Genomic DNA, 23,249 nt, shown 5'->3' with positions numbered 1-23,249 from the left:
TGACGGGTCCGGCCTGGCATGGGCGGAGCCCGGCGAAGGGGGCCGGAAGTCGGCTGGAACACCACGGGTCCGCTGTCCGGGCTTCCCGTGAACCGTAGGCTTACGGGGTTTGGGCCGGATTCGTGGCCGGGTTTGTGGTCCGGATTCGTAGGCCGACGGGGATGCAGGACGAGCGGGAGGAAGCCTGACGTGGGTGCGGTGAGTGCCGCGAGCACCGGCAAGAGCAAGCGGATGCCGCGCGCGGAGCGCGAACGGCAGATGATGGACGCCGCCGTGCGCACCTTCGGACAGCGCGGTTACCGTGCCGCCTCGATGGATGAGATCGCCGAGCAGGTGGGCGTCTCGAAACCGCTGGTGTACCTCTACCTCAACTCCAAGGAAGAGCTGTTCACCGCCTGTATCCGGCGCGAGTCGGCGGCGCTGGTCGCGGCCGTGACGGCGGCCGTGGAACCGGGGGCGCCGGCCGATCGGCAGCTGTGGACCGGACTGGTGGCGTTCTTCACGCACACCGCGGAGAACCCGGACGGCTGGGCGGTGCTCCACCGTCAGGCGCGTACGCACGGCCAGCCGTTCGCCGCCGAGGCCACGAGGATGCGGGAAGCGCTCGTCGCGTATGTGACGGGACTGATCGGCGCGACGGCCCGCGAGGCGCACGGCGCGCCCGATCTGGCCGACCGGGATGTGGCCGGGCTGGCGCAGGCGCTGGTGGGGGCGGCGGAGGCGCTCGCGGCATGGGCGAACGAGACTCCGGGCGTCTCGGCGAAGGAGGCCGCGGCGACGCTGATGAACTTCGCCTGGACGGGACTCGGGAACCTCATGGCGGGGGAGCGCTGGACGGATCGCGAGACAGCTCCCCGGTGAGATGGACGCGGGTCCCGTCACCGTCACGCAGTTGGAAGGCGACGCTCCCCTCGGCGCCGGTCCGCGCGGCGTATGTCACGGTGGCGGGAAGCAGTACGGGCGCCCTGAACTCCGCGCGTACGGAGGATGCGTGGCCACCCGTGCCTGTGCCTGTGCCCGTGCCTGTGCCCGTACCAGCTCCGGCTTGTGCCTCCGCCTCCGCGACACAGCGGGCGAACGTCCACATGCCATGGGCGATCGCGCGCGGGAAGCCGAAGGGCCGCGCGGTGAGCGGATACAGGTGGATGGGGTTGCGGTCGCCGGACACGGCTCCATAGCGACGGCCCAGCTCGGCGGGTAGCCGCCACTCCGCGCTGACCGGCAGCGGTCGGGGGATGTCGGGCGCGACCGCGGGCGCCGGGCGGCCGTGACGGCCACGGCTGTCACGGCCACGGCCGCCCGGCCGAGCCCGTCGCCCTGACCGTCGCCGTCCCGGTGGCGCGCGAGATAGGCGCTGCGGGAGTGCCAGACCACTTCGCCGCCGACCCGCGCCTCCGTCACGATGATCACTTCCACGCCCCGGCGGTGCGGCACGAGACTTCGCGCGTACACGCTGATCTCCGGCCGTTCGTCCGCCGAGAGGGCGCGCTCTCCGCCGATCTCGATCCAGGTGTGCACCAGCCCCAGTACGGGCAACGGGAACTGACAGGACGTCATAAGCCGCATGGCCAGCGGGAATCCGAGCACATGCGGATACGTGAGCGGCACCGTCCCGTTCCTGTCGGAGGGAAACCCGCAGATCCGGGCGTACGAAGCGAGCCGACCCGGGTCGATACGGGCACCGGCCAGAACGAGCCGGGTCTTCGGCAGCGCGCCGGCGTCGTCCCGTATCCGCCCCGTCCAGCCCGGCCGCCGCAGCCGCCGTGCGCGGCCCGGCGAGGCGAGGGCGCCTCGCACCACGGCGGGTGCCAGCCGGGGCGGTGAGGAGAGGAAACGGCCGGGTGCTGTGCCGGTGACGTGCGGATAGCGGTCGGCCATTGTCCTGGCTCCCTGGGCGCTCGTAGATTTACCCCTCAGTAAGGTTACTTAGGGGTCAGGAGTTTGGTCGAGATGCTTCCTCTCAGCCCTCTTCGAGTGCACGGGGTGACGGCGATTCCCGAACGCGTCTGACCTGACCTGACCTGACTGGATGACAGAGCCGCAGAGCCGCAGAGCCGCATAGTCGCAGAGCGAAGAACCGAAGAACCGAAGAACCGAAGAACCGAAGAGCCGCGCAGCCGCACAGCCGCAGAAGCCTCACCGCCGAGGAGCCGCCCGTGCCCGCCGACACACCTGCCGACGCCCAGTCCGCCGAGTCCGCAGAGTTCGCCGACTCCCCCCAGTCCACCGTGGCTGTTCCTCTGAGGCTGGTCGAGCCGGACAAACAGCGCGTGGACGGGACCGTGAGACAGGTGTCCGTACCGCCGCTCGCGCCGTCCGTCCGGCGCGGTTCCCTCGCGGACATCCCTTTCGACAACGCCGACGAGGCCCCCGATGAGGCCGTCCTCAGCCGCAAAGGAAAGAACGGGCGGTGGCGGGACGTCACGGCCGCCGCCTTCGCCGAGGAGGTCCGGGCCGTCGCCAAGGGACTGATCGCGGAAGGGCTGCGCCCCGGCGACCGGCTCGCGATCATGGCCCGTACGACCTATGAGTGGACGCTCCTCGACTTCGCGGCCTGGGCCGCCGGGCTGATCACCGTACCCATCTATCCGACCTCCTCCGCGTTCCAGGCGCGCTGGATCCTCCAGGACTCGGGCGCGGTGGCATGCGTCGTGGAGGACGCGCACCAGGCCCGGCTGATCTCCCAGGAACGCAGGCAACTGCCGGGCCTCACCCTGCTGTGGGCGTTCGACACCGGCGCCGTCGGCACCCTGCGCGGCGCGGGCGAACACCTCGCGGACGAGGAGGTCACCGCGCGCCGCGCGCAGTTGGCGCCGGATTCCCCGGCCACGTTCATCTACACCTCGGGCACCACCGGCCGCCCCAAGGGCTGTGTCCTCACCCACGGCAATTTCTTCGCCGAGGTGGACAACGCCATCGAACTGCTCCACCCCGTCTTCACGTCGGTGAGCAAGGAACCCGCGTCCACGCTGCTGTTCCTGCCGCTGTCCCATGTCTTCGGACGGATGGTCGCGATCGGCTGCCTGCGGGCGCGGGTACGGCTCGGACACGCGCCGTCCATCAGGACCGACGACCTGCTCGCGGATCTGGCGGGATTCCGGCCGACGTTCCTGCTGGCCATCCCGTACGTCCTGGAGAAGGTCTACAACACCGGCCGCGCGACGGCCGAGAGGATGGGCCGCGCCTCGTCCTTCGACCGCGCGGCGAGGATCGCCCGGCGCTACGGCCAGGCCGTGGAGGCGGAGGAACACGGCACAGGCCAGGGCCCGTCGTTCGCCCTGCGGGCGGCCCGCGCGCTGTACGACCCGCTGGTCTACCGGCGGATACGGGCCGCGCTCGGCGGCAAGGTGACGTACGCGATCTGCGGCGGCTCACCCCTGGGACGCCGGCTCGCCGCGTTCTACGCGGGCGCGGGCATCGAGATCTTCGAGGGGTACGGCCTGACGGAGACGACGGCGGCGTCGACCGTCACCCCACCGCTCAAACCCCGGCTGGGCACGGTCGGCTGGCCGCTGCCGGGCACGGCGGTACGGATCGCCGACGACGGGGAGGTGCTGCTGCGCGGGAGCCATGTGTTCGCCGGCTACTGGGACGCGGAGCACGGCCGGGTGGTGGGGGCGCTGGAGCCGGGACCGGGATCCGGGCCGGGGCATACGGAGGGGTGGTTCGCGACGGGGGACCTGGGGGCGCTGGACGAGGACGGTTATCTGACGATCACCGGCCGGAAGAAGGACATCATCATCACCTCGGCCGGCAAGAACGTCATCCCGGCGCCCCTGGAGGACTGGCTGCGCGCGCATCCTCTGGTCAGCCAGTGCATGGTGCTCGGCGACAACCGCCCGTACGTCACGGCCCTGATCACCCTCGAACCCGACGGCCTGGCCCACTGGCGCCTGATGAAGGGGAAGCAGGACATCCCCCTGCCCGCCCTGACGGAGGACGAAGACCTGCGCGGCACACTCCAACGCGCGATAGCCGAGGCCAACCGCCTGGTGTCCCGCGCGGAGTCCATCCGCCGCTTCCGCGTCCTCCCGGTGGCCTTCACGGAGGAGAGCGGCCACCTGACGCCGTCGCTCAAACTGAAGAGAACGAAGATCGCGGAAGACTTCGGCCCGGAGATCGAGGGGTTGTATGGGGGGAGGGGCGGGGGCGGGGGCGGTCGGTAGTCGGGGCGGGCTTTGGGTGCGGGTCAGGACCGAGGGGTAGTCGGGGTGACCCGCCATCAAACGCCCCGGCCCACCCCGGCTACCCCTCGGTCCTGGCCTGCCGCCGACCACCAGGGACACGCCCCACCGCCCACCCGTCGTATACATTCCGCTATGGGAACAGAAGCTCGATAGTGGGTGGTCGATAGTCCCTAGCGACGCGCGGGCGGCGGGCCCCCGTGCGAAAAGGCAGGAGCCCCGCTGTCCCCCACCCGAGTGGGGAAAGCAGGGCTCCTTGGTTACTGCGTAAGTCGTGCGCGATCGCCGACCCGGGCAACTAGGCCGGGGTGACGTTCTCCGCCTGCGGGCCCTTCGGGCCCTGAGTGACGTCGAAGTTCACGACCTGGTTCTCCTCAAGGGAGCGGAAGCCGGTCGCGTTGATCGCGGAGTAGTGGACGAAGACATCCGGGCCGCCGCCGTCCTGGGCGATGAAGCCGAAGCCCTTTTCAGCGTTGAACCACTTGACGGTTCCGGTAGCCATAAGCCCTCCTTGGGCCAAAGGGTTGCCCTGCTCCAGAACCTGCAAAGAAGTCTGAAAACTACAAAAGCCTGCGGGTCACATGCTCCGCAGGCTCTGTACTGCAAGGGAAACCAAACTGCAACTTGCGGCGAGCCTAGCACGCAGTACATGTCCAGCGGTAGAGGGAAAGATCACTTCACCCGGACGTTTGTATAGGGCCCTGACGTGCTGACGAGCCACGCCGTAAGCGAGCCCCGGAGCCGTCCCGCACCCGGCGCGGGTCTAGCCTCGCGCTGTGGACAGTCCAGCGGAAAACACGGCGGCAGAAGCATCACGGGCATCAGGGGTATCCGGCGCGGCAGCACCCCCGTCCGAGGCGCCCGAGGCGCCCGAGGCGCCCGAGGCGGCGGGGACGCCCGGGATGACCGAGGCGGCTGGGGCGCCCGGGGGCCCCGTTGCGGCCGACGGTGATGACGACACGGCGGCCGGAGGTGATGACGACCGTCGCAGTCGGCCGCGTGTCGGCCATATTCAGTTCCTGAACTGCCTGCCCCTTTATTGGGGCCTCGCAAGGACCGGTGCGCTTCTCGATCTGGAGCTGACGAAGGACACCCCCGAGAAGCTCAGTGAACAGCTGGTGCGCGGCGAGCTGGATATCGCGCCCGTCACCCTCGTCGAATTCCTCCGCAACGCCGACGATCTTGTCGCCTTCACCGATCTCGCGGTCGGCTGCGACGGACCTGTCATGTCCTGCGTCATCGTCTCGCAGGTACCGCTGGACCAGCTGGACGGCGCCCGTGTGGCCCTCGGCTCCACGTCCCGTACGTCGGTACGCCTGGCCCAGCTGCTGCTGAGCGAGCAGTACAAGGTGACGCCCGACTACTACACGTGTCCGCCGGATCTCGGTCTGATGATGCAGGAGGCCGAGGCGGCCGTCCTGATCGGTGACGCCGCGTTGCGCGCCTCGCTCTACGAAGCCCCCCGGCTCGGCCTCCAGGTCCACGACCTGGGGCAGATGTGGAAGGACTGGACGGGCCTGCCGTTCGTCTTCGCGGTGTGGGCGGCGCGCAAGGACTATCTCGCGCGCGAGCCGAAGGTCGTACGGAAGGTCCACGAGGCGTTCCTCGCGTCCCGGGACCTCTCCCTGGAAGAGGTCGCGAAGGTCGCCAAGCAGGCGGCACGCTGGGAGACCTTCGACGCCGAGCTGCTGGAGCGGTACTTCACGACGCTCGACTTCCGCTTCGGCCCCGACCAGCTCGCGGGCGTACGGGAGTTCGCACACCGTACGGGTCCGACCACCGGGTTCCCGGCCGATGTGCACGTCGAGCTGCTCAGGACCTGACCACGGACGTACCCCCACCCCCTACTCTGCTGCGTAGAGGTCCGTCGAGACGTACGGGGACGCAGGGCGGGGACGCAGGGCGGGGACGCAGGGCGGGGACGCAGGACAGGGCTCGCGAGGGGGACGGGGAATGCAGCCGCTGGAGGCCGGCGATCCGGCGATCATCGGTCAGTACCGGCTGCTCGGGCGGCTGGGGTCGGGCGGAATGGGCCGGGTCTACGTCGCCCGCTCGCACGGAGGCCGTACGGTCGCGGTCAAGGTCGTCCATCCGCACTTCGCGACGGACGAGGAGTTCCGGGCCCGCTTCCGCCGCGAGGTGGACGCGGCGCAGCGCGTCGGTACGGCGCCCGACGGGTCCCGCTGGTCGGCGCCGGTGCTGGACGCCGACCCGGAAGCGGCCGTTCCGTGGGTGGCCACGGCCTATGTGGCGGGCCCTTCGCTGACCCAGGCGGTCGGGACGTACGGACCGCTGCCCGCACACTCCGTACGCGCGCTGGGCGCCGGTCTCGCCGAGGCGCTGGAGGCCGTGCACGGCCTCGGGCTCGTGCACCGGGACGTCAAGCCGTCGAACGTACTGCTCGCCCCGGACGGGCCCCGGCTGATCGACTTCGGTATCGCGCGTGCCACGGACGGCACCGCCTCGCTCACCTCGACCGGCGTCTCGGTCGGGTCGCCCGGCTACATGTCGCCGGAACAGATCCTGGGCACGGTGGTCGCGGGCGCGTCGGACGTCTTCTCGCTGGGCGCGGTCCTGGCGTACGCGGTGACGGGCACGAGCCCCTTCCCCGGCGACTCGTCGGCCGCGCTCCTCTACAAGGTGGTGCACGAGGAGCCCGAACTGGGCTCCCTCCGCGGCGAACTGCGCGAACTGGTCGCGGACTGCCTCGCCAAGGACCCGTCCGTACGGCCCGCGCCGGCCGAGATCGTGCGCCGCCTCGCCGGTGGCGGGGCCGCCGCCGGGGCTGTGCGCGGGGCCGACGGCGCGCAGGGGCTGGTGGCCGCGGGCTGGCTGCCGGCTCCGCTGGTCGAGGAGGTCAGCCTGGCGGTGGTCCGGCTGCTGCACCTGGAAGCGGCGGCTCCGCCCGTACAGACGGGTCCCGTGCCCTTCAGCAACCCGTCGTTGGGGGCCTTCGGACCGCCGACGGACGTAGAGGCGGGCCCGCCGACGGCCCCGCCGTCGACCCCGCCGGGCGACTCACGCCAGGACGCCCCGGCCCCCGGGGCGCGGTTCTCCGTATCGGTCTCCGCCGACACCAGTACGGCAACGGGAACGGGTCCCGACTCCAGCACCAGCACCGGCCCCGACTCCGGTTCTGGCCCCGACTCCAGTACCGGCACCGGCACCGGACGCCGTGCGCGCAAGGTCAGTTGCACGGTGGCACTGGCCGTCGCGGGCGCGATGGCCGCCGTGATGGTGGGCAGCGCGTTCCTCTTCGACCTCATCCCGGGCGGCGGTACCAACGACTCCGCCTCCATGGACAAGACCGGCACGTCGCCGAGCGCCTCCGCGTCCGCTGCTCCGGCAGGTTCCGCTGCTCCGACAGACTCCGGTCCTCCGACAGACTCCGGTGACGCCTCCGTACCCGCCGAACTCGTCGGTGTCTGGGACGGTGAGGTCACCGCCGCCGGACTGCCCGCGGGCACGATGAAGGTGACCATACAAACGGGCTCCACCGGCGAACGGGTCGGAAAGGCCGAACAGACCGACATCCTCGGCAACTTCATCTGCGAGGACCTGCTCACCCTCACCGGGGTCGAGGGCAACACCCTCGTGGTCGACGCACGGCGCGGCCCTCGCAGCAAGGACATGTGCACCGAGAGCACGACCGGCCTGCGGCTCGGCCTCGAAAGGGACGGTCTGCGCTACCTCTCGGAGGACGCGCGGGCGGGCAGCCCCACCGGCGTCCTGACGAAACAGAGGTGATCACAGGGGTGATCAAAGAGGTACAGGTCTGACCACACAGGTGAGCGGCCCGCTTCCACGCGCCGGAGGCCCACCCCGCCTCACCCCGTCCCCCCCGCCCCCCATGGCGCTCGCGGCTCGCCGCCACCCCTGGCGTACGCTGGATCGGTCGTCACAGCCCCCTTGGGAAGGACCCGCACCGGTGACCGAGAAGGCCGACCTCACGTCCGTAAAAGTCACTGGCAGCCTCACTGACGTCCTGGACCGCGCCGCCGCCGGCGGTCGCATCACCCCCGAGGAAGCGCTCGACCTCTACCGTTCCGCTCCGCTGCACGCACTCGGCGCCGCGGCCGACGCCGTACGCCGCCGCCGGTACGCCGGGACGGAGCACATCGCGACGTACATCATCGAGCGGAACATCAACTACACCAACGTCTGTGTGACGGCGTGCAAGTTCTGCGCCTTCTACGCCGCGCCCAAGGACACCGCCAAGGGCTGGAGCCGCGACCTCGACGACATCCTGCGCCGCTGCGCGGAGACCGTGGAGCTGGGCGGTACGCAGATCATGTTCCAGGGCGGCCACCACCCGGACTACGGCGTCGAGTACTACGAGAAGCACTTCGCCGCGATCAAGAAGGACTTCCCGCAGCTGGTCATCCACTCCCTCGGCGCCTCCGAGGTCGAGCACATGGCCCGGATCTCCGGTGTCTCCGTCGACGAGGCGATCCGGCGCATCCACGCCGCCGGTCTCGACTCCTTCGCGGGCGCGGGCGCAGAACTGCTGCCCGCCCGCCCGCGCAAGGCGATCGCGCCGCTCAAGGAGTCCGGCGAACGCTGGCTGGAGATCATGGAGATCGCGCACGGTCTCGGCGTCGAGTCGACGTCCACGATGCTCATGGGGACGGGCGAGACCAACGCCGAGCGCATCGAGCATCTCCGGATGATCCGTGACGTACAGGACCGGACGGGTGGCTTCCGCGCCTTCATCCCGTACACCTACCAGCCCGAGAACAACCACCTGAAGGGCCAGACGCAGGCCACGCTCTTCGAGTACCTGCGCATGATCGCGATCGCGCGCATCTTCCTCGACAACGTCGCGCACATCCAGGGCTCCTGGCTGACCACGGGCAAGGAGGTCGGCCAGCTGTCGCTGCACTACGGCGCCGACGACCTCGGCTCGATCATGCTGGAGGAGAACGTGGTGTCGTCGGCCGGCGCCAGGCACCGTTCCAACCGGCTGGAGATCATCGACCTGATCCGCAAGGCGGGCCGCGTCCCGGCGCAGCGCGCCACGACGTACGAGCACCTCGTCGTGCACGACGACCCGGCGAACGACCCCGTCGACGACCGGGTCCAGTCGCACATCTCGTCGACGGCGATCGAGGGCGGTACGGCCCACCCCGAGCTGAAGCTCATCGCCACCAACTGATCCGATCGATCGGGAGTCCGGGAGTCCGCGCGGTGGAGACCCTGCACGTGGCCGACGAGGTGCGCCGCGCCTGGGACGCCGGTGAGCCGATCACGGGCGGCGGCGTCATGGTGGCGGGGGACCGGATCGGCGCGGTCGGCACGTTCGAGGAACTGCGGGAGCGGTTCCCCGGCGCGCGGGTGCGGAAGTGGGCCGGGGTGCTCGGGCCCGCCCGTGTCCACGAGGGGCCGCTGCCCGACGCCCCGACCCCGCGCGAGCGGATCCACGCCGTACTGAAGCTGGGCGCGGCGGCGGTCCTCGCCGAGTACGCGACGGCCCCGGGGCTGCGCGCCGCCGCCGCGCGGGTGGGCGTCCTCGTCCTGCCCGCGGCCGGGCGTACGGCGATCGCCGAGGCGGGCCGCGCCGATCTCGCCGTGTTCGACGCGGACGGGCGCTGCGTCGCCACGGTGTGCGCGGGCCGGCTGGTGCACCGCCGCGCGTAGCCGCGTACGGGGACTCGTACGAGGAGTGCCGTACGGGGACTCATATGAGGAGCCCCGTACGGGGAGTCCCGTATGAGGAGTCCCGTACGAGGGAGTGGCCCGGTCCGGCCGATTCCGGCCCTGCCACAATGGAGTGCGTGACCCGAGCCTCCCTGGACAAGCAGCCGCACGAAGTCATCTCGATGTTCGACGACGTGGCGGAGAAGTACGACCTCACGAACGATGTGCTCTCGCTCGGCCAGGCACGGCTGTGGCGCAAGGAGGTCGCCAAGGCCGTGAAGGCCCGCCCGGCGGAGAAGGTCCTCGACCTGGCGGCGGGCACCGCCACCTCCTCGATGTCGCTCGCCGCGACCGGTGCGTACGTCGTGCCCTGCGACTTCTCCCAGGGCATGCTGCGTACGGGCAAGAAGCGGCACCCGTGGATGCCGTTCACGGCCGGGGACGCGACGAGACTGCCGTTCGCCGACGCGGTCTTCGACGCGGTGACGATCTCCTTCGGCCTGCGCAACGTCCAGGACACGGACCTCGCGCTGCGCGAGCTGTACCGGGTCACGAAGCCCGGCGGGCGGATCGTGATCTGTGAGTTCTCGCACCCGACGTGGGCGCCGTTCCGCACCGTCTACGAGGAGTACCTGATGCGCGCGCTGCCGCCGACCGCGCGCGCCGTGTCCTCCAACCCCGAGGCGTACGTCTACCTCGCCGAATCGATCAGGGCCTGGCCGGACCAGCCCGCCCTCGCGGCGCGGCTGAAGGGGGCGGGCTGGTCCAAGGTGGCGTGGCGGAATCTGACGGGCGGGATCGTGGCGCTGCACCGGGGCGTACGCGCCTGAGTCCCGGGCCGGGGCGTACGCCACTGAGCCTCTCCGGCTCAGGCGACCCCTGCGACCGGCTCGGCTCCGGATCGGGTGCTCACCGGCTCACCGGCTCACCGGCTCACAAGTCCATCCGGAAGCAGTACGCGGTGTCCCCCGACGAGAGCGGGTACGTCTCCGCCAGCTCCATCCCGAGCCGCCGCGTCACCGCGACCGAGCGCTCGTTGCGGGAGTTGACCATCGCGACGACCCGGCCGACCCCCGCCGCGCGTACCCGTTCCAACGTGGCGCGCGCGGCGGCCGTCGCGTAACCCCGCCCCCAGTGGGCCCGCCCCAGCCGCCAGCCGATCTCGATCTCGCCGACCGGACCGAACGTCTCGTGCGGCCACGGCTGGGCGCCGGTGAAGCCGATCACCTCACCGCCGTCGTCCGTCATCGTCCAGAAGCAGAAGCCGCGTTCGGCGTCGTGCCTGCGCTGCCGGGCGGTCAATTCCTCGTACACCGACTTCTCCGCCGAGACGCCGCCGTGGAACTCCATCACCTCGGGGTCGTCGAAAACCCGGTGCCAGTGGAACGCGTCCTCCTCCGTGGGCACGTGGAGCTGCACCACAGGGAGCGGGTGGGTCATGTTGTTCACGAGGGCAACCCTTCAGTGGAGGTAACGGTGCACCCCCATAGACTGCACATGCCCCGTGCCGCCAGGTACCCAAATTCGAGTCTTCGGGAGAACCCGCTGTGACCGAGCCCCTCTCCGAAAACAGCGCAGATGTGATCGTCGTGGGCGCCGGCCCGGCCGGTTCCACCACCGCGTACTACCTCGCCAAGGCGGGCCTGGACGTCCTGTTGCTGGAGAAGACCGCGTTCCCGCGCGAGAAGGTCTGCGGCGACGGCCTCACGCCGCGCGCCACGAAGCAGCTCGTCTCGATGGGCATCGACATCTCCGAAGAGGCCGGCTGGCTGCGGAACAAGGGGCTCCGGATCATCGGCGGCGGCGTACGGCTCCAGCTGGACTGGCCGGACCTGGCCGCGTACCCGGACTACGGCCTGGTCCGCAAGCGCGACGACTTCGACGAACAGCTCGCCCGCCAGGCGCAGAAGGCCGGCGCGCGGCTGCACGAGCGGTGCAACGTGGGCGCCCCGATCACCGACGACCGCACCGGCCGCATCATCGGCGTCAACGCCAAGCTGGGCGAGGAGAAGACCCCGGTCACCTTCCACGCGCCGCTCGTCGTCGCCGCCGACGGCAACTCGACGCGGCTGTCCCTGGGCATGGGCCTGCACCGGCGCGAGGACCGGCCGATGGGCGTCGCGGTCCGTACGTACTTCACCTCTCCCCGCCACGACGACGACTACCTGGAGTCGTGGCTCGAACTGTGGGACCGGCGCGGCCCCGGCGAGGACCGGCTGCTGCCCGGCTACGGCTGGATCTTCGGGATGGGCGACGGCACGTCCAATGTCGGCCTCGGCATCCTCAACTCCTCCTCCGCGTACAAGGAGCTGGACTGGCGCGAGGTGCTCAAGGCGTGGTGCGCCTCGATGCCGGAGGACTGGGGCTACACCCCGGACAACATGACGATGCCGATCCGCGGCGCCGCGCTCCCCATGGCGTTCAACCGCCAGCCGCACTACACCAAGGGCCTGTTGCTGGTCGGTGACGCGGGCGGCATGGTCAACCCGTTCAACGGCGAGGGCATCGCGTACGCCATGGAGTCCGGCCAGATCGCCGCCGATGTCATCGTCCAGGCCCATGCCCGCGCGACCCCCGCCCAGCGCGAGATGGCACTGCTCCACTACCCGAAGGTCCTCAAGGAGACCTACGGCGGTTACTACACGCTCGGCCGCGCCTTCGTGAAGCTCATCGGCAACCCGAAGATCATGAAGATCGCCACGCAGCGCGGGCTGACGCATCCGCTGCTGATGAAGTTCACCCTGAAGATGCTGGCGAACCTGACCGACCCGACGGGCGGCGACGCGATGGACCGCATCATCAACGGACTGTCGAAGGTGGCCCCCAAGGCGTAGTGGGGCGCCTCCGGCGGAGGGCCTGTCCCGGCCCTGGAGTCCGGCTCGGCCCTGGAGTCCGGCTCAGCTTTGGAATCCGTCCCAGCCCTGGAATCCGTCCCAGCCCTGGAATCCGGCTCGGCCTTGGAATCCGTCTCTGCTCTGGAATCTGTCTCAGCCTCGGGTCCACTTCTTCAGGGCAGCCCGGTCGGCGAACTTTCCCACGTTCGTGTCGATCGGGTTGTCCGTGTACTGGTGGAACTTCCACGCGGCCTTGATCCGGGGCTTTCCGGCGGCCACATAGTCGGCGATCCACAGCGCGTCGCCCGCGTTGCTGGTGGTGTCGCGGTGCAGCCAGTAGTACTGCCCGCAGTACAGCCCCACCTGGTGATTGGACCCGCGCAACCGCTTCACCTCGGCGATGAACGCGTCCTTCTCCGCGCAGGAAACCCCGTCGTCCTCCCAGTCGGCGAACAGCGGGTCGTACTCGATGCTGGCGCACTCCTCGACGAAATACCGTGCCTGCGCCTTCATGTCACCGGGCCGCAGGAAGTGGTAGAAGCCGACCACCAGCCCGGCGTCCCGGGCACGTCCGGCCTGCGCGGTCATCTTGGGGTTGACGTATGACGTGCCCTCGGTGGCCTTGATGAAGACGAAGTCGAGTCCGGCGGTGCTGTAGCTGGAACTCTGATGTGACGAGACGTCGATGCCTTTGGTGGTCATGGGGGGGAAGGCCTCCTGCGCGGTGGTTCAAGTGGTTCAAGCGTTTCAACTCCTCCTTACCCAAGCGTGGTTCGTACGGATCGCGCTGGCGTATCGGCGACAGCCACGACATCTTTACGAGTGAAACCCCCCAGCTGAGGGAACTTGAGCCCGCCATCGAGACGCGGTGTGGGCCCGGCGTGGGCCCGTGGTGGGCCCGTGGGCCCTTCGAAATGGGTCTAGCTCGTACGTACTGTCCGATATACGTGCCGCGGCTGGACGCCTGGGCCGGACAACAAAGCAGTTTGCTGGAAGGGTTACCCGTGTCGGACTCACAGGGCCTGGTTTATCAGGTCGGCATACCCACGCACCGTTGGGAGTTGCCGAGATCACTGGTCGTGACCCGGGTGCTGCTTTATCTGATGTTCGCTCTCACGCTGCTGGGCGGCATCGGTGTGTTCGACTCGCTGCTGGACCTGGGCACCCACATCACGCCGACGCTCACGCTGGCCGCGCTCTACGCGCTGGTGCCGGGGATCGCCGCCGTGATCCTGGCGCGGCGCCTGTGGACCGGTGGGAAAGTTGTCTGGCTCGCGTTGATCGCTCTCCAGGGCTGGCTGCTGATCGGCAGCATCGTCAACCTGTACGCGGGCTCGGCACGCGGGCTCAGCCAGCTTCTGCTGCCGGGCGCTCTGCTGGCGCTGGTCGGTGCGGGTGCCAGCCGGGCCTGGTTCGAACTGCCCGCGGAGCAGCGGGCTGTGAGGCCGCGGTGGACGCTTGAGCGGTTGCGCCGGGAGGGGATCCCGTCGATTCCGCACATGATCGGGTGGCGTCGGGATCGCGGACAGTCGGCGGCCGAGTACGCGGGGATGATCGGCCTGGTCGCGCTGATCATCGGTGCGCTTGTTCTCGGTGGCGTGGGCACTCAGATCGCGAACGGTCTTCAGACGGCGGTCTGCACCATCCTCGGCGGCGACTGCGACAGCGGCGCGGTCGCGGGCGGCGGCGGTGGTGAGTCGGGCGGCGGCGGCAACGGTGGTGGTGACGGTGGCGGTGACTCCGGTGGTGGGGATAACGGCGGCGGTGACTCCGGTGGTGGTGATTCCGGCGGTGGGAGCAACGGCGGCGGTGACTCCGGTGGTGGTGATTCCGGCGGTGGGGACAACGGCGGCGGTGACTCCGGTGGTGGTGATTCCGGCGGTGGGAACAGCGGTGGCGGCGACTCCGGCGGCGGCGACTCCGGTGGGGGAAACAACGGCGGTGGGAACAACGGCGGTGGATCCGACGGCGGGTCTGACGGTGGCGGTTCCGATGGCGGTGGTTCCGACGGTGGTGGGTCGGACGGTGGTGGGTCGGACGGCGGTGGTTCCAGCGGTGGCGGCTCCAGCGGTGGCGGCTCTAACGGTGGCGGCTCCAACGGTGGTGGGTCCAATGGCGGTTCGGACGGCGGTCGTTCGAGCGGTGGTGGCTCCAACGGCGGTGGTTCGAGCGGCGGTGGTTCGAATGGTGGCGGCTCCAACGGCGGCGGGTCCGACGGTGGCCGTTCGAGCGGTGGTGGTTCGAACAGTGGTGGGTCCGATGGTGGTTCGGACAGCGGTGGTTCGGATGGTGGGTCCGACAGCGGTGGTTCCGACGGTGGGCGTTCGAGCGGCGGCGGTTCCAACGGCGGTGGCTCCAACGGTGGCGGTTCGAATGGTGGCGGTTCCAACGGTGGTGGTAGTTCGAGCGGTGGTGGTTCGAACGGCGGCGGTTCGAACGGCGGTGGCTCCAACGGCGGCGGGTCCAGCAGTGGTGGCTCTTCCGGTGGTCGCTCAAGCGGTGGTGGTTCCAACGGTGGCGGCTCCAACGGCGGCGGTTCGAACGGCGGCAGTTCGAGCGGTGGTGGTTCGAGCGGCGGTGGGTCGAGCAGCGGCGGCTCGGACAGTGGTGGCTCGGATGACGAAACCGTGTGCACGCCGGTCATGGGTCCTGCGGGGATCACCCAGCACTGCACGGGACCGGATAAGCCGGATAAGCCGGATGACGATGACAAGGACGAAGACAAGGACAAGGACGACGACGGCAAGGAAACCGTCTGCACGCCGGTCATGGGTCCTGCGGGGATCACCCAGCACTGCACGGAGCAGGACAAGCCGGACGAGCCGGATGACGACGACAAGGATGACGACAAGGACGACGACAACGACGACTGTCGGAACAAAAATGTCGCCTTCTACAACCGTGTGACCCCCGGCGGAGCCGGCAGCGGGCGCTACACGCTCGCCTCGGCCGGTATTCGTACGCCCGTTGTCGTCAGTGGCACCACGTTCGCAGCCGGCTCCGGGATTCCGTCTCCCCTGAACGTGCTGTCCACGGTGTCCGGGTCCACTATCGCCGGTGTCGACACGTTCCAGGACGTCAAGGACAGGCTGACCATCGCGATCGGCCTCACGGACCCGCCGCCCCCGCCGATCAAGGAAGACCCGGAGCCGGAGCCGGAGCCGGAGCCGGAGCCGGAGCCCGAGCCGGGGCCGGAGGACTGCCCCGTCGGCAAGCCCAACCCCAACCCTCATCCAGAGGTGATGGAGGACGACTACGACATCAAGATCACGGGTGTCGACCAGGAAGACATCAAGTGGCGCGACACGGACGAGACTCTGTACCGCTTCGATGACCGTCCCCCCGAGGACATCTTCCTGAACGGCTTCGATCCGAAGAATCCGGACAACGGGGATCTGTACGACTACGTCACGCAGAACACGGACTCGGCGTTCGTCGGGACAACGAGGAACGAGCAGCCGGATCTGCTCTACGAGGACAGGAAGTACCGCTACGACATCGATCCGCCGGGTGGAATCGACGTCAACGGGACCCTCGGGGACAACAGTCGCTGGGCCAGCGAAGAGGAGATCGCCTTCCCCGGCGGGATCGATTCGAGGTACATCAAGGGCGCCTGGGAGATCAACCCGGACGGTAGTTTGGGCAAGTACATACCGAACGACAAGTGGTACGAGCCGCCGAACGAGCGAGACTGACGGCTGAGCCGTACGTATGGCCCTGTGCGGTGACCGATCGGTCACCGCACAGGGCCGTCGTCATGCCGGGTGCTGAGGGGGAGCGGGACGGGGTGTACGGTCCACTCCGTCCAGAAGCCACGATGGCTGAGCGAGAACCCGCACGGCTCGCCCCGGTGCAGCGCCCCGACCGCGCCGATGCAGCCACCGCCGTCCACCCAACTCAGGGCGCGCTTGCGCTCGATGGGCGGGAGGGTGGCGGCGAGATCACGAACGGCCCTGCGGATGGCACTGATCGCTTCTGCGGGGGTGGGAGCCACGTGGTGCGACGCGTCGGCGACCCCGCCGACGGCCAGTGAGCTGTAGGTGACCCGCTCGCACCAGAACGCGCGCTCTGCTTGCTCTGTGCCGGAGTTGGGCATGGTGGGGCCTCCTGGCGGGTGGGCGGAGTGTGGAAGAGGTGCGGGGTTGCCCCCTGTCTTTGGCCGGCGTGACGAGCGGCGGGCAGGGGGCAACCTTTCTGACGCTCCCCCAACTGGCGCAGAAGGAGGGGGAGTTGTGCGACGCGACGGGCACGGCGGAGCCGGGAGTTCTGCCCGTGGCGGCGGCACGGGTGAGACGTTAGCGTTTGCTGCGGACGCGTATCAACTGTTTTACCCCTAACGAGTGAGACGGCATATGCCAACGAGTTTTACGTGGCGAGATGGGCGTCTTCATCGTTGCGGGGTGCGGTTGGTCAGGTGAGGTTGTCGAACTCGCCCTGCTTGGCGCCGTCGAGGAAGGCGCGGAGCAGGGCGGGGGTGGTGCGGATGATGACGTCAGGTTTGTCGCTCTCGCGCATGAGGATCTCGCCGTTGTGTTCGGCGAGTTCGAGGCAGTTGGAGTCCTCGTCGTCCGAGGACTTTGAGGATTTACGCCAGTGAATATCCATACCCTCAAGCTTGCCGTGGCGTCTCGGCAGCCAAACGGGCGGCCTCCACCTGCGCCGGTGGAGACCGCCCGTTGTGCGGAACGCGTTGGATCAAGCGAGGTTGTCGAACTCGCCTTCCTTGGCGCCGTCGAGGAAGGCACGCAGCTTGGCGGGGGTGGTGTGGATGATGACGTCGGGGTTGTCGCTCTCGCGCATGAGGATCTCGCCGCCATGTTCTGCGAGCTCGAGGCAGTTGTTACCGTCGGCGCCCGAAGACTTGGAGGACTTGCGCCACTGAATTTCCATGATTTTCACGCCTTCATACTTGTTGTGCGATTTCACTAATGAAGTCCCGTGAACTCTCCGGATCGAGTGATCGCTCCTCGGTCCGATCTAGTACGGCTCGATAGTTCACGAGACGGGTTTCAGCATCCAGGAATGCGGGCCCAGTCGCGGTGTCCGTCTGTACCGTGTCGAGCTGCGGAACGGAGCCGTACACATATTGTGTCGAACTGCCGGTCTCGGGGAAACCGCCAGCTGAGAACGGGATCGCACGGATGGTGACGTTGTCGCGGTCCGACTCCTTCAGTAGGTATGCAAGCTGGCCGCGAGCAACCTTGGAGCCGCCGAACACCATCCGGAGTGCGGTCTCGTGGATCAAGAATGTGCAAGTGGGTGGGTCCGCTCGGTCGAGTACGTCGCGTCGCTTCAGGCGGTGCGAAAGCAGGCGCCGTAGGTACGCGGCGTTTGGTGGCGGCACGGCCTCCGTGAATACGGCGCGTGCGTAGTCCTCGGTCTGGAGCAGGCCCGGGATATACATGATCTGCACTGCCCGGATTCCTGCCGCATGATGCTCCAGCTCCGCCAGGTCGAGCGCACCGCTGGAGAGGTCGCCGCGGTAGTCCTCCCACCATCCATTTATGCGCTCTGCTGCCATGCTTGCGAGTGCGTCGACGTACGCGGCGTCGGGGCACTCGTAGTGGCCGGCCCATGCGCGTACCCGCTCGGGGCTCACGCCGAATCGTCCCGACTCGGTGTTGCTGATGGTGGTGCGGTCCGCGCCGAGCAAGGCCGCTGCCTGAGCGATCGTCATGCCTGTGTGCTCTCGGATCTTGCGCAGCTCGACGCCCAATCGGCGCTGCCGCGCGGTGAGCGCCTTCCTTGGTGCCATCGGCCTCTCCTTTTGTCGCGACTCAGTGTGGCCCGTGTCCAAACCACAATCCACTTCGTTACCCACACTATCGAAGCGGGTACCACTAGTTATGGATTGACGGTACCGTAGTGATGAATCGCTCGGCACGTCAGTAAGACCGAAGTGCAGCCGCTTTGGCGCGCCTTGAGGCGCGCTGTCGCGGTCATCGCCACGCATGGCGGGCCACGCGCCAGTTCAGACCGCACCGCGTTGGGAGAACGACATGACCACCGTGACCGCCACCGCAACTCCCGTACCCCCGCCACCACAAGGCGGCGAGAACTACCGGCTCGCCCTGCCTAACACCGCGAGCGCGGCCAAGGTCGCGCGTGACTTCGTCACGTCGCTGCTGGGGGTGAACCGGCACCGCGCACTCGTTGATGACGCGCGCCTCTGTGTGACCGAGGTGGTCACCAACGCGCACCGCCACACGCATACGCCTCTGATCCGCGTACAGGTGACGGTCGATCACCAGCAGGCCACGGTCTCCGTGGCGGACGACAGGCCCTGGTCCTTCCCTCTACCGACCGAGCCCGCCGCGCTGTGCGTGGAACGCACGCAGGAAGGCGGGCGCGGGCTGATGCTCGTGGACAGCCTTGCCTGTGCGTGGGGATTCACGATCTATGGGGGGCGTTCGCCCAGGTTGAAGGCGGTCTGGTTCACGCTGGCCGAGGCCAGGAACGAGGTGGCCGGGTGATGGAACCCGTAACGGATCCGGCGTTGTGGGGTGTTGTGTCGATCGCGATGAGTGCGGTCGTGTTGGGGGTGTGGGTGTTGTGTGCGGTGATGCCTGCGGTGGACAGTGCCGCTGTTCCGCTGGTGCCGGTGGATGCGGAGGAGGGGTACACGTACACCTGTTACTGCTGCCCCGACCCGGTGCGGGTCACGATTCGTGCGCCGCAGGCGCATTTGGTGGGGCGTGTTCCTGGTGGTCGGCGGCCGGTCAGGACCGAGGGGTAGTCGGGGTGGGCCGGGATCCATCATGGCGGGTGGGGGCCGCCCCTGATGTTTGAGTTTCGCGGTTGCGGGCCGGGCGTCAAGGGCGCTCCTGCGTCGCGTCGGCTGCGCCGATTCCGCTGCGCTCCACCCTGGACTCCCAACCCTCCACCGCAAGTGCAGCTTTGAGGGGGGCCGGCCCCGGGGGGAGGGGTCCCCGGAGGGGATCCGTGGATGGTGGCCGGTCCGTTGCCGACCGCTGCTCGGTGGGTGGTCTGCGCGGCAGTGGTGTGGGGCGGCCCGGCACCGGCTCGGCGACTTACCCCCGTGGATGGCCGGGATTCATGCCCCGCTGGTGAGGGTCCGTTGTTGGGTGCGCCTGTGGCCCGAGGTGAACGGGAGGCGCAGCGTGACCCTTATGTTCTTGTTTGGCCGGGCTTTTGGGGGGTCTCTGGCCGGTCATGTGTCCTGTGGCCAGTTGTGCGGGCTTCTTGGTGTGGTCCGGCTCACCGTACGGCGCGGGCGGCGCGGTTCCAGGCGGCGTCGCGCAGCAGGCGCAGGCCGTTGAGGCCGACGATGACGGTGGAGCCCTCGTGGCCGAGAACGCCGAGGGGCAGTGGCAGATGGCCCGCCAGGTCCCAGATGACCAGGCCCGAGATGAACACTGCGGCGATGACGAGATTCTGCACCACCAGGCGGCGGGCGGCGCGGGACAGGCTCAGGACGGTGGGGATGGTGGCGAGTTCGTCGCGGACGATGACCGCGTCGGCGGTTTCCAGGGCGAGGTCGGAGCCCGCGCGGCCCATGGCGACGCCGGTGTGGGCGGCGGCCAGGGCGGGGGCGTCGTTGACGCCGTCGCCGATGACCAGCACCTTGCGCCCTTGGGTCTCCAGGTGCCGTACGGCTTCGACCTTGTCCTGGGGCAGCAGACCGGCGTGGACGTCGTCGCCGGTGATGCCGACCTCGGCGGCCAGGCGTGCGGCGGCGCGTGGGTTGTCGCCGGTCACCAGCATCGGCGTGCTGCCGGTCAGTGTGGTCAGGGCCGCAACGGTCGCGGAGGCGTCGGGACGGAGCCGGTCGGCGATGCCGAGCACCCCGACCGGGGCGCCGTCGCGCAGAACCAGGACCGCGGTGCGTCCGCCGTTCTCCAACTCGGCGGCGTGGGCCGAGACGGTGTCCTCGTTGCCGTTGAGGATGCGGGCGGGGGCGCCGACCGCGATGGTGTGGCCGTCGACGGTGGCGGTGACGCCGATGCCGGGAGTGGAGATGAAGTCCCGCATGTCCGCGATGGCCAGGCCGCGGGTGCGGGCGGCGTCGACGACCGCGCGGGCCAAGGGGTGTTCGCTGGGATGCTCGGCGGTGGCCGCCAGCGCCAGCAGGGTGTCCTCGTCAAGGCCGGAACCGTCCAAGGGGCGGATGTCGGTGACGCGGGGCGTGCCCTCGGTGAGGGTGCCGGTCTTGTCGAGTGCGACCGCGTCGACCTGTCCCAGTCGTTCCATGACGACGGCGGACTTCACCAGCACGCCATGACGTCCGGCGTTGGCGATGGCCGAGAGCAGCGGCGGCATCGTCGCCAGGACCACGGCGCACGGCGAGGCGACGATCATGAAGGTCATCGCGCGCAGCAGCGAGCCGGTGAGTTCGGCGCCGAACGCGAGGGGGACGAGGAATACGGCCAGGGTCGCGAAGACCATGCCGAGGCTGTACCGCTGCTCGACCTTCTCGATGAACAGCTGGGTGGGCGCCTTGGTGCCGGAGGCTTCCTCGACCATGGCCACGATCCGGGCGATCACCGAGTCCGAGGCGTCCCGCTCGACCTTGACCCGCAGGGCGCCGGTGCCGTTCAGGGTGCCGGCGAAGACCTCGTCACCGGTCTCCTTGGGTACCGGCAGCGGCTCGCCGGTAATGGTGGCCTGGTCGACCTCGCCGGCCCCGTCCACGACGCGGCCGTCCGCGCCGACCCGTTCACCGGGCCGGACGAGGATGGTGTCGCCGACCACCAGATCGGCGGTGGCGACGCTCTCCTCGCTTCCGTCATCGGCCAGCCGGGTGGCCGTGGTGGGGGCGAGGTCGAGCAGACCGCGCACCGCGTCCTGTGTCCGCGCGGTGGCCAATGCCTCCAGCGCGCCGGAGGTCGCGAAGATGACGATCAGCAGGGCGCCGTCCATCACCTGCCCGATCGAGGCCGCACCGATCGCGGCCACGATCATCAGCAGGTCGACGTCCAGGGTCTTCTCCCGCAGCGCCGTCAGCCCGGCCCAGGCCGGCTCCCAGCCGCCCGTGATGTAGGCGGCGGCGTAGAGGGGGCCCCACGCCCAGGCGGGAGCACCGGTCAGCTGGAGCGGCAGCGCGATCAGAAACAGCGCCAGCGCTGAGGCGGCCCAGCGCGCCTCGGCCAGGGCGAACACCTGGGTGCGCCGCTTCGGAGCCGTACGCGAGGCGGCCGGAACTGCCTCTTCGGGGCGCTGGATCAGGTCAGAAGGCATGACGAAACGACCCTTCACGGGCATGGGGGGCGCGACACATCCACCATACCGGAATATCTGAACAGGTCTTCAGGTATGGCCGGTAGGATGGGCGACATGGGTCACGGAACCGACGACAAGGCCACCCCCCGCGAACGGCTGGACGCGGCGGGAGCCACCGATGTCGCCGCCACCCTCCAGGCCCTGGCCACCCCCTCGCGGCTGTACATCCTGGCCCGCCTCCAGGAAGGCCCCTGCGCGGTCGGCGACCTCGCCGAAGCCGTCGGCATGGAGGCATCCGCCTGCTCCCACCAGCTCCGTCTGCTGCGCAACCTCGGACTCGTCACCGGAGAACGCCGGGGCCGGTCCATCGTCTACGCCCTCTACGACAGCCATGTCGCCGAACTCCTGGAACAGGCCCTCTTCCACGTCGAGCACCTGCGCCTCGGCCTGCGCGACGCCCCCACCACTGAAGGGGCACCGGCCACGGTCCGGCGGTAGACGGTCGCATGTGTCCTGAGGCCGCCCAACCGGGCTCCATGGCACACCACGGCCTCCAGCTAGCCCACTTGCCGCCCCCTGGGCCACACCCACCCCACCACCCACACACCGTCATCAGCGGGGCATGAATCCTGGCCCTCCACGGGGGTAAGTCGCCGAGCCGGTGTCGGGCCGCCCCACTCCACTGCCGCGCAGCCCCGCAGGGCCCACCGAGCGGCAGTCGGCAACGGACCGGCCACCGTCCACGGATCCCCTCCGGGGACCCCTCCCCCCGGGGCCGGCCCCCCTCGAAGCTGCACTTGCGGTGGAGGGGTGGGTGTCCAGGGTGGAGCGCAGCGGAATCGGCGTAGCCGACGCGACGCAGGAGCGCCCTTGACGCCCGGCCCGCAACCGCGAAACTCAAAGATCAGGGGCGGCCCCCACCCGACACCACACCCTCCGGGCGAGCCCGACTACCCCTCGGCACGAACCTCGGCCAAGCGGCCGTCGTTGAGGGCGTTGCGGATCTCGTCGGTGATCTCCTCGGGCTTGAGGTTGATCGCGTCGAGGCCCTCGGCGGTGAGCGGTACTTCTTCGAGTAGGTACTCGCCGCGGTCGTCCCGGCTGAACTCGGGCCCGCTGCGCTGGTTGAAGTTCCATTGCTTGATGCGTGCGAGGTAGAAGAACTGTTGCTCGTCGTCGGACTCCAGGATGCGCAGGAGACCGGTGATCTCGGCGTGGCCCGCGATCTCCTCCCGTACCTCACGGTGAAGTGCGGACTCCAGGCTCTCGTCATCGGCCTCGACTCCGCCGCCGGGCAGGACCCAGTACTCCGGGAGGCCGGGGCGGATCCGTTTGATCGCGAGCATCGTGTTCGTCGGGGTGATCAGTACGGCACGGACGCGCTGCCTCATCGGTCAGCCTTTCGAGAGTTCGC

The 23,249-nt window shown here is 69.3% G+C and carries 20 protein-coding genes and 1 pseudogene; 11 read left to right on the top strand and 10 right to left on the bottom strand.

Going from position 1 to position 23,249, the window contains the following annotated elements:
* The first annotated feature begins 231 nt into the window (after positions 1 to 231).
* Positions 232 to 861, top strand: coding sequence for a TetR/AcrR family transcriptional regulator (locus tag CU044_RS36580; protein ID WP_129773358.1), 630 nt, complete (start codon positions 232 to 234; stop codon positions 859 to 861).
* Here CU044_RS36580 and CU044_RS36575 read toward each other — a convergent pair.
* Positions 815 to 1,878: pseudogene (locus CU044_RS36575) on the bottom strand (MaoC/PaaZ C-terminal domain-containing protein). The gene CU044_RS36580 and the pseudogene CU044_RS36575 overlap by 47 nt on opposite strands.
* A gap of 350 nt (positions 1,879 to 2,228) precedes the next feature.
* On the opposite strand from CU044_RS36575, the gene CU044_RS36570 reads away from it, so the two are divergent.
* A complete protein-coding gene (locus CU044_RS36570; RefSeq protein ID WP_129773356.1) occupies positions 2,229 to 4,166 on the top strand; it encodes an AMP-dependent synthetase/ligase in 1,938 nt (645 codons plus the stop codon).
* Between the two features lie 316 nt (positions 4,167 to 4,482).
* Here CU044_RS36570 and CU044_RS36565 read toward each other — a convergent pair whose 3' ends face one another.
* Positions 4,483 to 4,686, bottom strand: a complete 204-nt coding sequence (locus tag CU044_RS36565; RefSeq protein ID WP_017948713.1) for a cold-shock protein — start codon at positions 4,684 to 4,686, stop codon at positions 4,483 to 4,485.
* A 400-nt stretch (positions 4,687 to 5,086) separates the two neighbouring features.
* On the opposite strand from CU044_RS36565, the gene CU044_RS36555 reads away from it, so the two are divergent.
* The 5 genes from CU044_RS36555 (at position 5,087) to CU044_RS36535 (ending at position 10,651) form a co-directional block, all read left to right on the top strand.
* Positions 5,087 to 6,007, top strand: a complete 921-nt coding sequence (locus CU044_RS36555; RefSeq protein WP_240046054.1) for a menaquinone biosynthesis protein — start codon at positions 5,087 to 5,089, stop codon at positions 6,005 to 6,007.
* A 130-nt stretch (positions 6,008 to 6,137) separates the two neighbouring features.
* Positions 6,138 to 7,931, top strand: coding sequence for a serine/threonine-protein kinase (locus tag CU044_RS36550; protein ID WP_129773161.1), 1,794 nt, complete (start codon positions 6,138 to 6,140; stop codon positions 7,929 to 7,931).
* Positions 7,932 to 8,112: 181 nt separating this feature from the next.
* On the top strand, positions 8,113 to 9,339 hold the full coding sequence (gene mqnC / locus CU044_RS36545) for a cyclic dehypoxanthinyl futalosine synthase (RefSeq protein ID WP_129773159.1): 1,227 nt from the start codon (positions 8,113 to 8,115) through the stop codon (positions 9,337 to 9,339).
* Between the two features lie 32 nt (positions 9,340 to 9,371).
* Positions 9,372 to 9,821 (top strand): hypothetical protein, encoded by a 450-nt coding sequence (locus CU044_RS36540; RefSeq protein WP_129773157.1) that lies wholly within the window; start codon positions 9,372 to 9,374, stop codon positions 9,819 to 9,821.
* A 137-nt stretch (positions 9,822 to 9,958) separates the two neighbouring features.
* The gene (locus tag CU044_RS36535) at positions 9,959 to 10,651 is read left to right on the top strand and encodes a demethylmenaquinone methyltransferase (protein WP_129773155.1); all 693 of its coding nucleotides are present in this window, start codon (positions 9,959 to 9,961) and stop codon (positions 10,649 to 10,651) included.
* Between the two features lie 103 nt (positions 10,652 to 10,754).
* Here CU044_RS36535 and CU044_RS36530 read toward each other — a convergent pair whose 3' ends face one another.
* Positions 10,755 to 11,261, bottom strand: coding sequence for a GNAT family N-acetyltransferase (locus CU044_RS36530; protein WP_129773352.1), 507 nt, complete (start codon positions 11,259 to 11,261; stop codon positions 10,755 to 10,757).
* Positions 11,262 to 11,368: 107 nt separating this feature from the next.
* On the opposite strand from CU044_RS36530, the gene CU044_RS36525 reads away from it, so the two are divergent.
* On the top strand, positions 11,369 to 12,655 hold the full coding sequence (locus tag CU044_RS36525; protein WP_129773153.1) for a geranylgeranyl reductase family protein: 1,287 nt from the start codon (positions 11,369 to 11,371) through the stop codon (positions 12,653 to 12,655).
* 153 nt (positions 12,656 to 12,808) lie between these two features.
* Here CU044_RS36525 and CU044_RS36520 read toward each other — a convergent pair whose 3' ends face one another.
* A complete protein-coding gene (locus tag CU044_RS36520) occupies positions 12,809 to 13,357 on the bottom strand; it encodes a glycoside hydrolase family 25 protein (protein ID WP_129773151.1) in 549 nt (182 codons plus the stop codon).
* A 245-nt stretch (positions 13,358 to 13,602) separates the two neighbouring features.
* Here CU044_RS36520 and CU044_RS36515 point away from each other — a divergent pair, with 245 nt between their 5' ends.
* Positions 13,603 to 16,350, top strand: coding sequence for a hypothetical protein (locus CU044_RS36515; protein WP_129773149.1), 2,748 nt, complete (start codon positions 13,603 to 13,605; stop codon positions 16,348 to 16,350).
* A gap of 41 nt (positions 16,351 to 16,391) precedes the next feature.
* Here CU044_RS36515 and CU044_RS36510 read toward each other — a convergent pair whose 3' ends face one another.
* The 4 genes from CU044_RS36510 to CU044_RS36495 all read right to left on the bottom strand — a co-directional run bounded on the left by CU044_RS36510 (position 16,392) and on the right by CU044_RS36495 (position 18,410).
* Complete coding sequence (locus CU044_RS36510) at positions 16,392 to 16,751, bottom strand: hypothetical protein (RefSeq protein ID WP_129773148.1); 360 nt, start codon at positions 16,749 to 16,751, stop codon at positions 16,392 to 16,394.
* A 314-nt stretch (positions 16,752 to 17,065) separates the two neighbouring features.
* A complete protein-coding gene (locus CU044_RS36505) occupies positions 17,066 to 17,260 on the bottom strand; it encodes a DUF397 domain-containing protein (protein ID WP_129773146.1) in 195 nt (64 codons plus the stop codon).
* Between the two features lie 90 nt (positions 17,261 to 17,350).
* Entirely contained in the window at positions 17,351 to 17,545 is a 195-nt protein-coding gene (locus CU044_RS36500) for a DUF397 domain-containing protein (RefSeq protein ID WP_129773350.1), read from the bottom strand.
* A gap of 13 nt (positions 17,546 to 17,558) precedes the next feature.
* Positions 17,559 to 18,410, bottom strand: coding sequence for a helix-turn-helix transcriptional regulator (locus CU044_RS36495; protein ID WP_129773144.1), 852 nt, complete (start codon positions 18,408 to 18,410; stop codon positions 17,559 to 17,561).
* 244 nt (positions 18,411 to 18,654) lie between these two features.
* Here CU044_RS36495 and CU044_RS36490 point away from each other — a divergent pair, with 244 nt between their 5' ends.
* The gene (locus CU044_RS36490; protein ID WP_129773142.1) at positions 18,655 to 19,128 is read left to right on the top strand and encodes an ATP-binding protein; all 474 of its coding nucleotides are present in this window, start codon (positions 18,655 to 18,657) and stop codon (positions 19,126 to 19,128) included.
* 745 nt (positions 19,129 to 19,873) lie between these two features.
* Here CU044_RS36490 and CU044_RS36485 read toward each other — a convergent pair.
* The gene (locus CU044_RS36485) at positions 19,874 to 21,853 is read right to left on the bottom strand and encodes a heavy metal translocating P-type ATPase (protein ID WP_129773140.1); all 1,980 of its coding nucleotides are present in this window, start codon (positions 21,851 to 21,853) and stop codon (positions 19,874 to 19,876) included.
* Between the two features lie 96 nt (positions 21,854 to 21,949).
* Between CU044_RS36485 and CU044_RS36480 the strand changes: the two genes are divergently transcribed.
* Positions 21,950 to 22,333: a metalloregulator ArsR/SmtB family transcription factor gene (locus tag CU044_RS36480; protein WP_129773138.1), complete on the top strand. Its 384-nt coding sequence runs from the start codon at positions 21,950 to 21,952 to the stop codon at positions 22,331 to 22,333.
* Between the two features lie 452 nt (positions 22,334 to 22,785).
* Here the strand turns inward: CU044_RS36480 and CU044_RS36475 are convergent, their stop codons facing one another.
* Positions 22,786 to 23,226 (bottom strand): NUDIX domain-containing protein, encoded by a 441-nt coding sequence (locus CU044_RS36475; RefSeq protein ID WP_129773136.1) that lies wholly within the window; start codon positions 23,224 to 23,226, stop codon positions 22,786 to 22,788.
* Between the last annotated feature and the right edge of the window lie 23 nt (positions 23,227 to 23,249).

This window comes from Streptomyces sp. L-9-10 (assembly GCF_004151105.1).
Classification (GTDB): domain Bacteria; phylum Actinomycetota; class Actinomycetes; order Streptomycetales; family Streptomycetaceae; genus Streptomyces.
The sequence above is the reverse complement of the archived record's forward strand: the minus strand, read 5'-3'. Positions and strand labels throughout refer to the sequence as shown.

Bases quoted from the DNA above. Each gene is read 5' to 3' on its own strand.
- CU044_RS36505 (WP_129773146.1), bottom strand. From the start codon at position 17,260: ATGGATATTCACTGGCGTAAATCCTCAAAGTCCTCGGACGACGAGGAC.
- CU044_RS36580 (WP_129773358.1), top strand. From the start codon at position 232: ATGCCGCGCGCGGAGCGCGAACGGCAGATGATGGACGCCGCCGTGCGC.
- CU044_RS36490 (WP_129773142.1), top strand. From the start codon at position 18,655: ATGACCACCGTGACCGCCACCGCAACTCCCGTACCCCCGCCACCACAA.
- CU044_RS36520 (WP_129773151.1), bottom strand. From the start codon at position 13,357: ATGACCACCAAAGGCATCGACGTCTCGTCACATCAGAGTTCCAGCTAC.
- CU044_RS36480 (WP_129773138.1), top strand. From the start codon at position 21,950: ATGGGTCACGGAACCGACGACAAGGCCACCCCCCGCGAACGGCTGGAC.
- CU044_RS36550 (WP_129773161.1), top strand. From the start codon at position 6,138: ATGCAGCCGCTGGAGGCCGGCGATCCGGCGATCATCGGTCAGTACCGG.
- CU044_RS36485 (WP_129773140.1), bottom strand. From the start codon at position 21,853: ATGCCTTCTGACCTGATCCAGCGCCCCGAAGAGGCAGTTCCGGCCGCC.
- CU044_RS36530 (WP_129773352.1), bottom strand. From the start codon at position 11,261: ATGACCCACCCGCTCCCTGTGGTGCAGCTCCACGTGCCCACGGAGGAG.
- CU044_RS36495 (WP_129773144.1), bottom strand. From the start codon at position 18,410: ATGGCACCAAGGAAGGCGCTCACCGCGCGGCAGCGCCGATTGGGCGTC.
- CU044_RS36510 (WP_129773148.1), bottom strand. From the start codon at position 16,751: ATGCCCAACTCCGGCACAGAGCAAGCAGAGCGCGCGTTCTGGTGCGAG.
- CU044_RS36475 (WP_129773136.1), bottom strand. From the start codon at position 23,226: ATGAGGCAGCGCGTCCGTGCCGTACTGATCACCCCGACGAACACGATG.
- CU044_RS36565 (WP_017948713.1), bottom strand. From the start codon at position 4,686: ATGGCTACCGGAACCGTCAAGTGGTTCAACGCTGAAAAGGGCTTCGGC.
- CU044_RS36555 (WP_240046054.1), top strand. From the start codon at position 5,087: ATGACCGAGGCGGCTGGGGCGCCCGGGGGCCCCGTTGCGGCCGACGGT.
- CU044_RS36500 (WP_129773350.1), bottom strand. From the start codon at position 17,545: ATGGAAATTCAGTGGCGCAAGTCCTCCAAGTCTTCGGGCGCCGACGGT.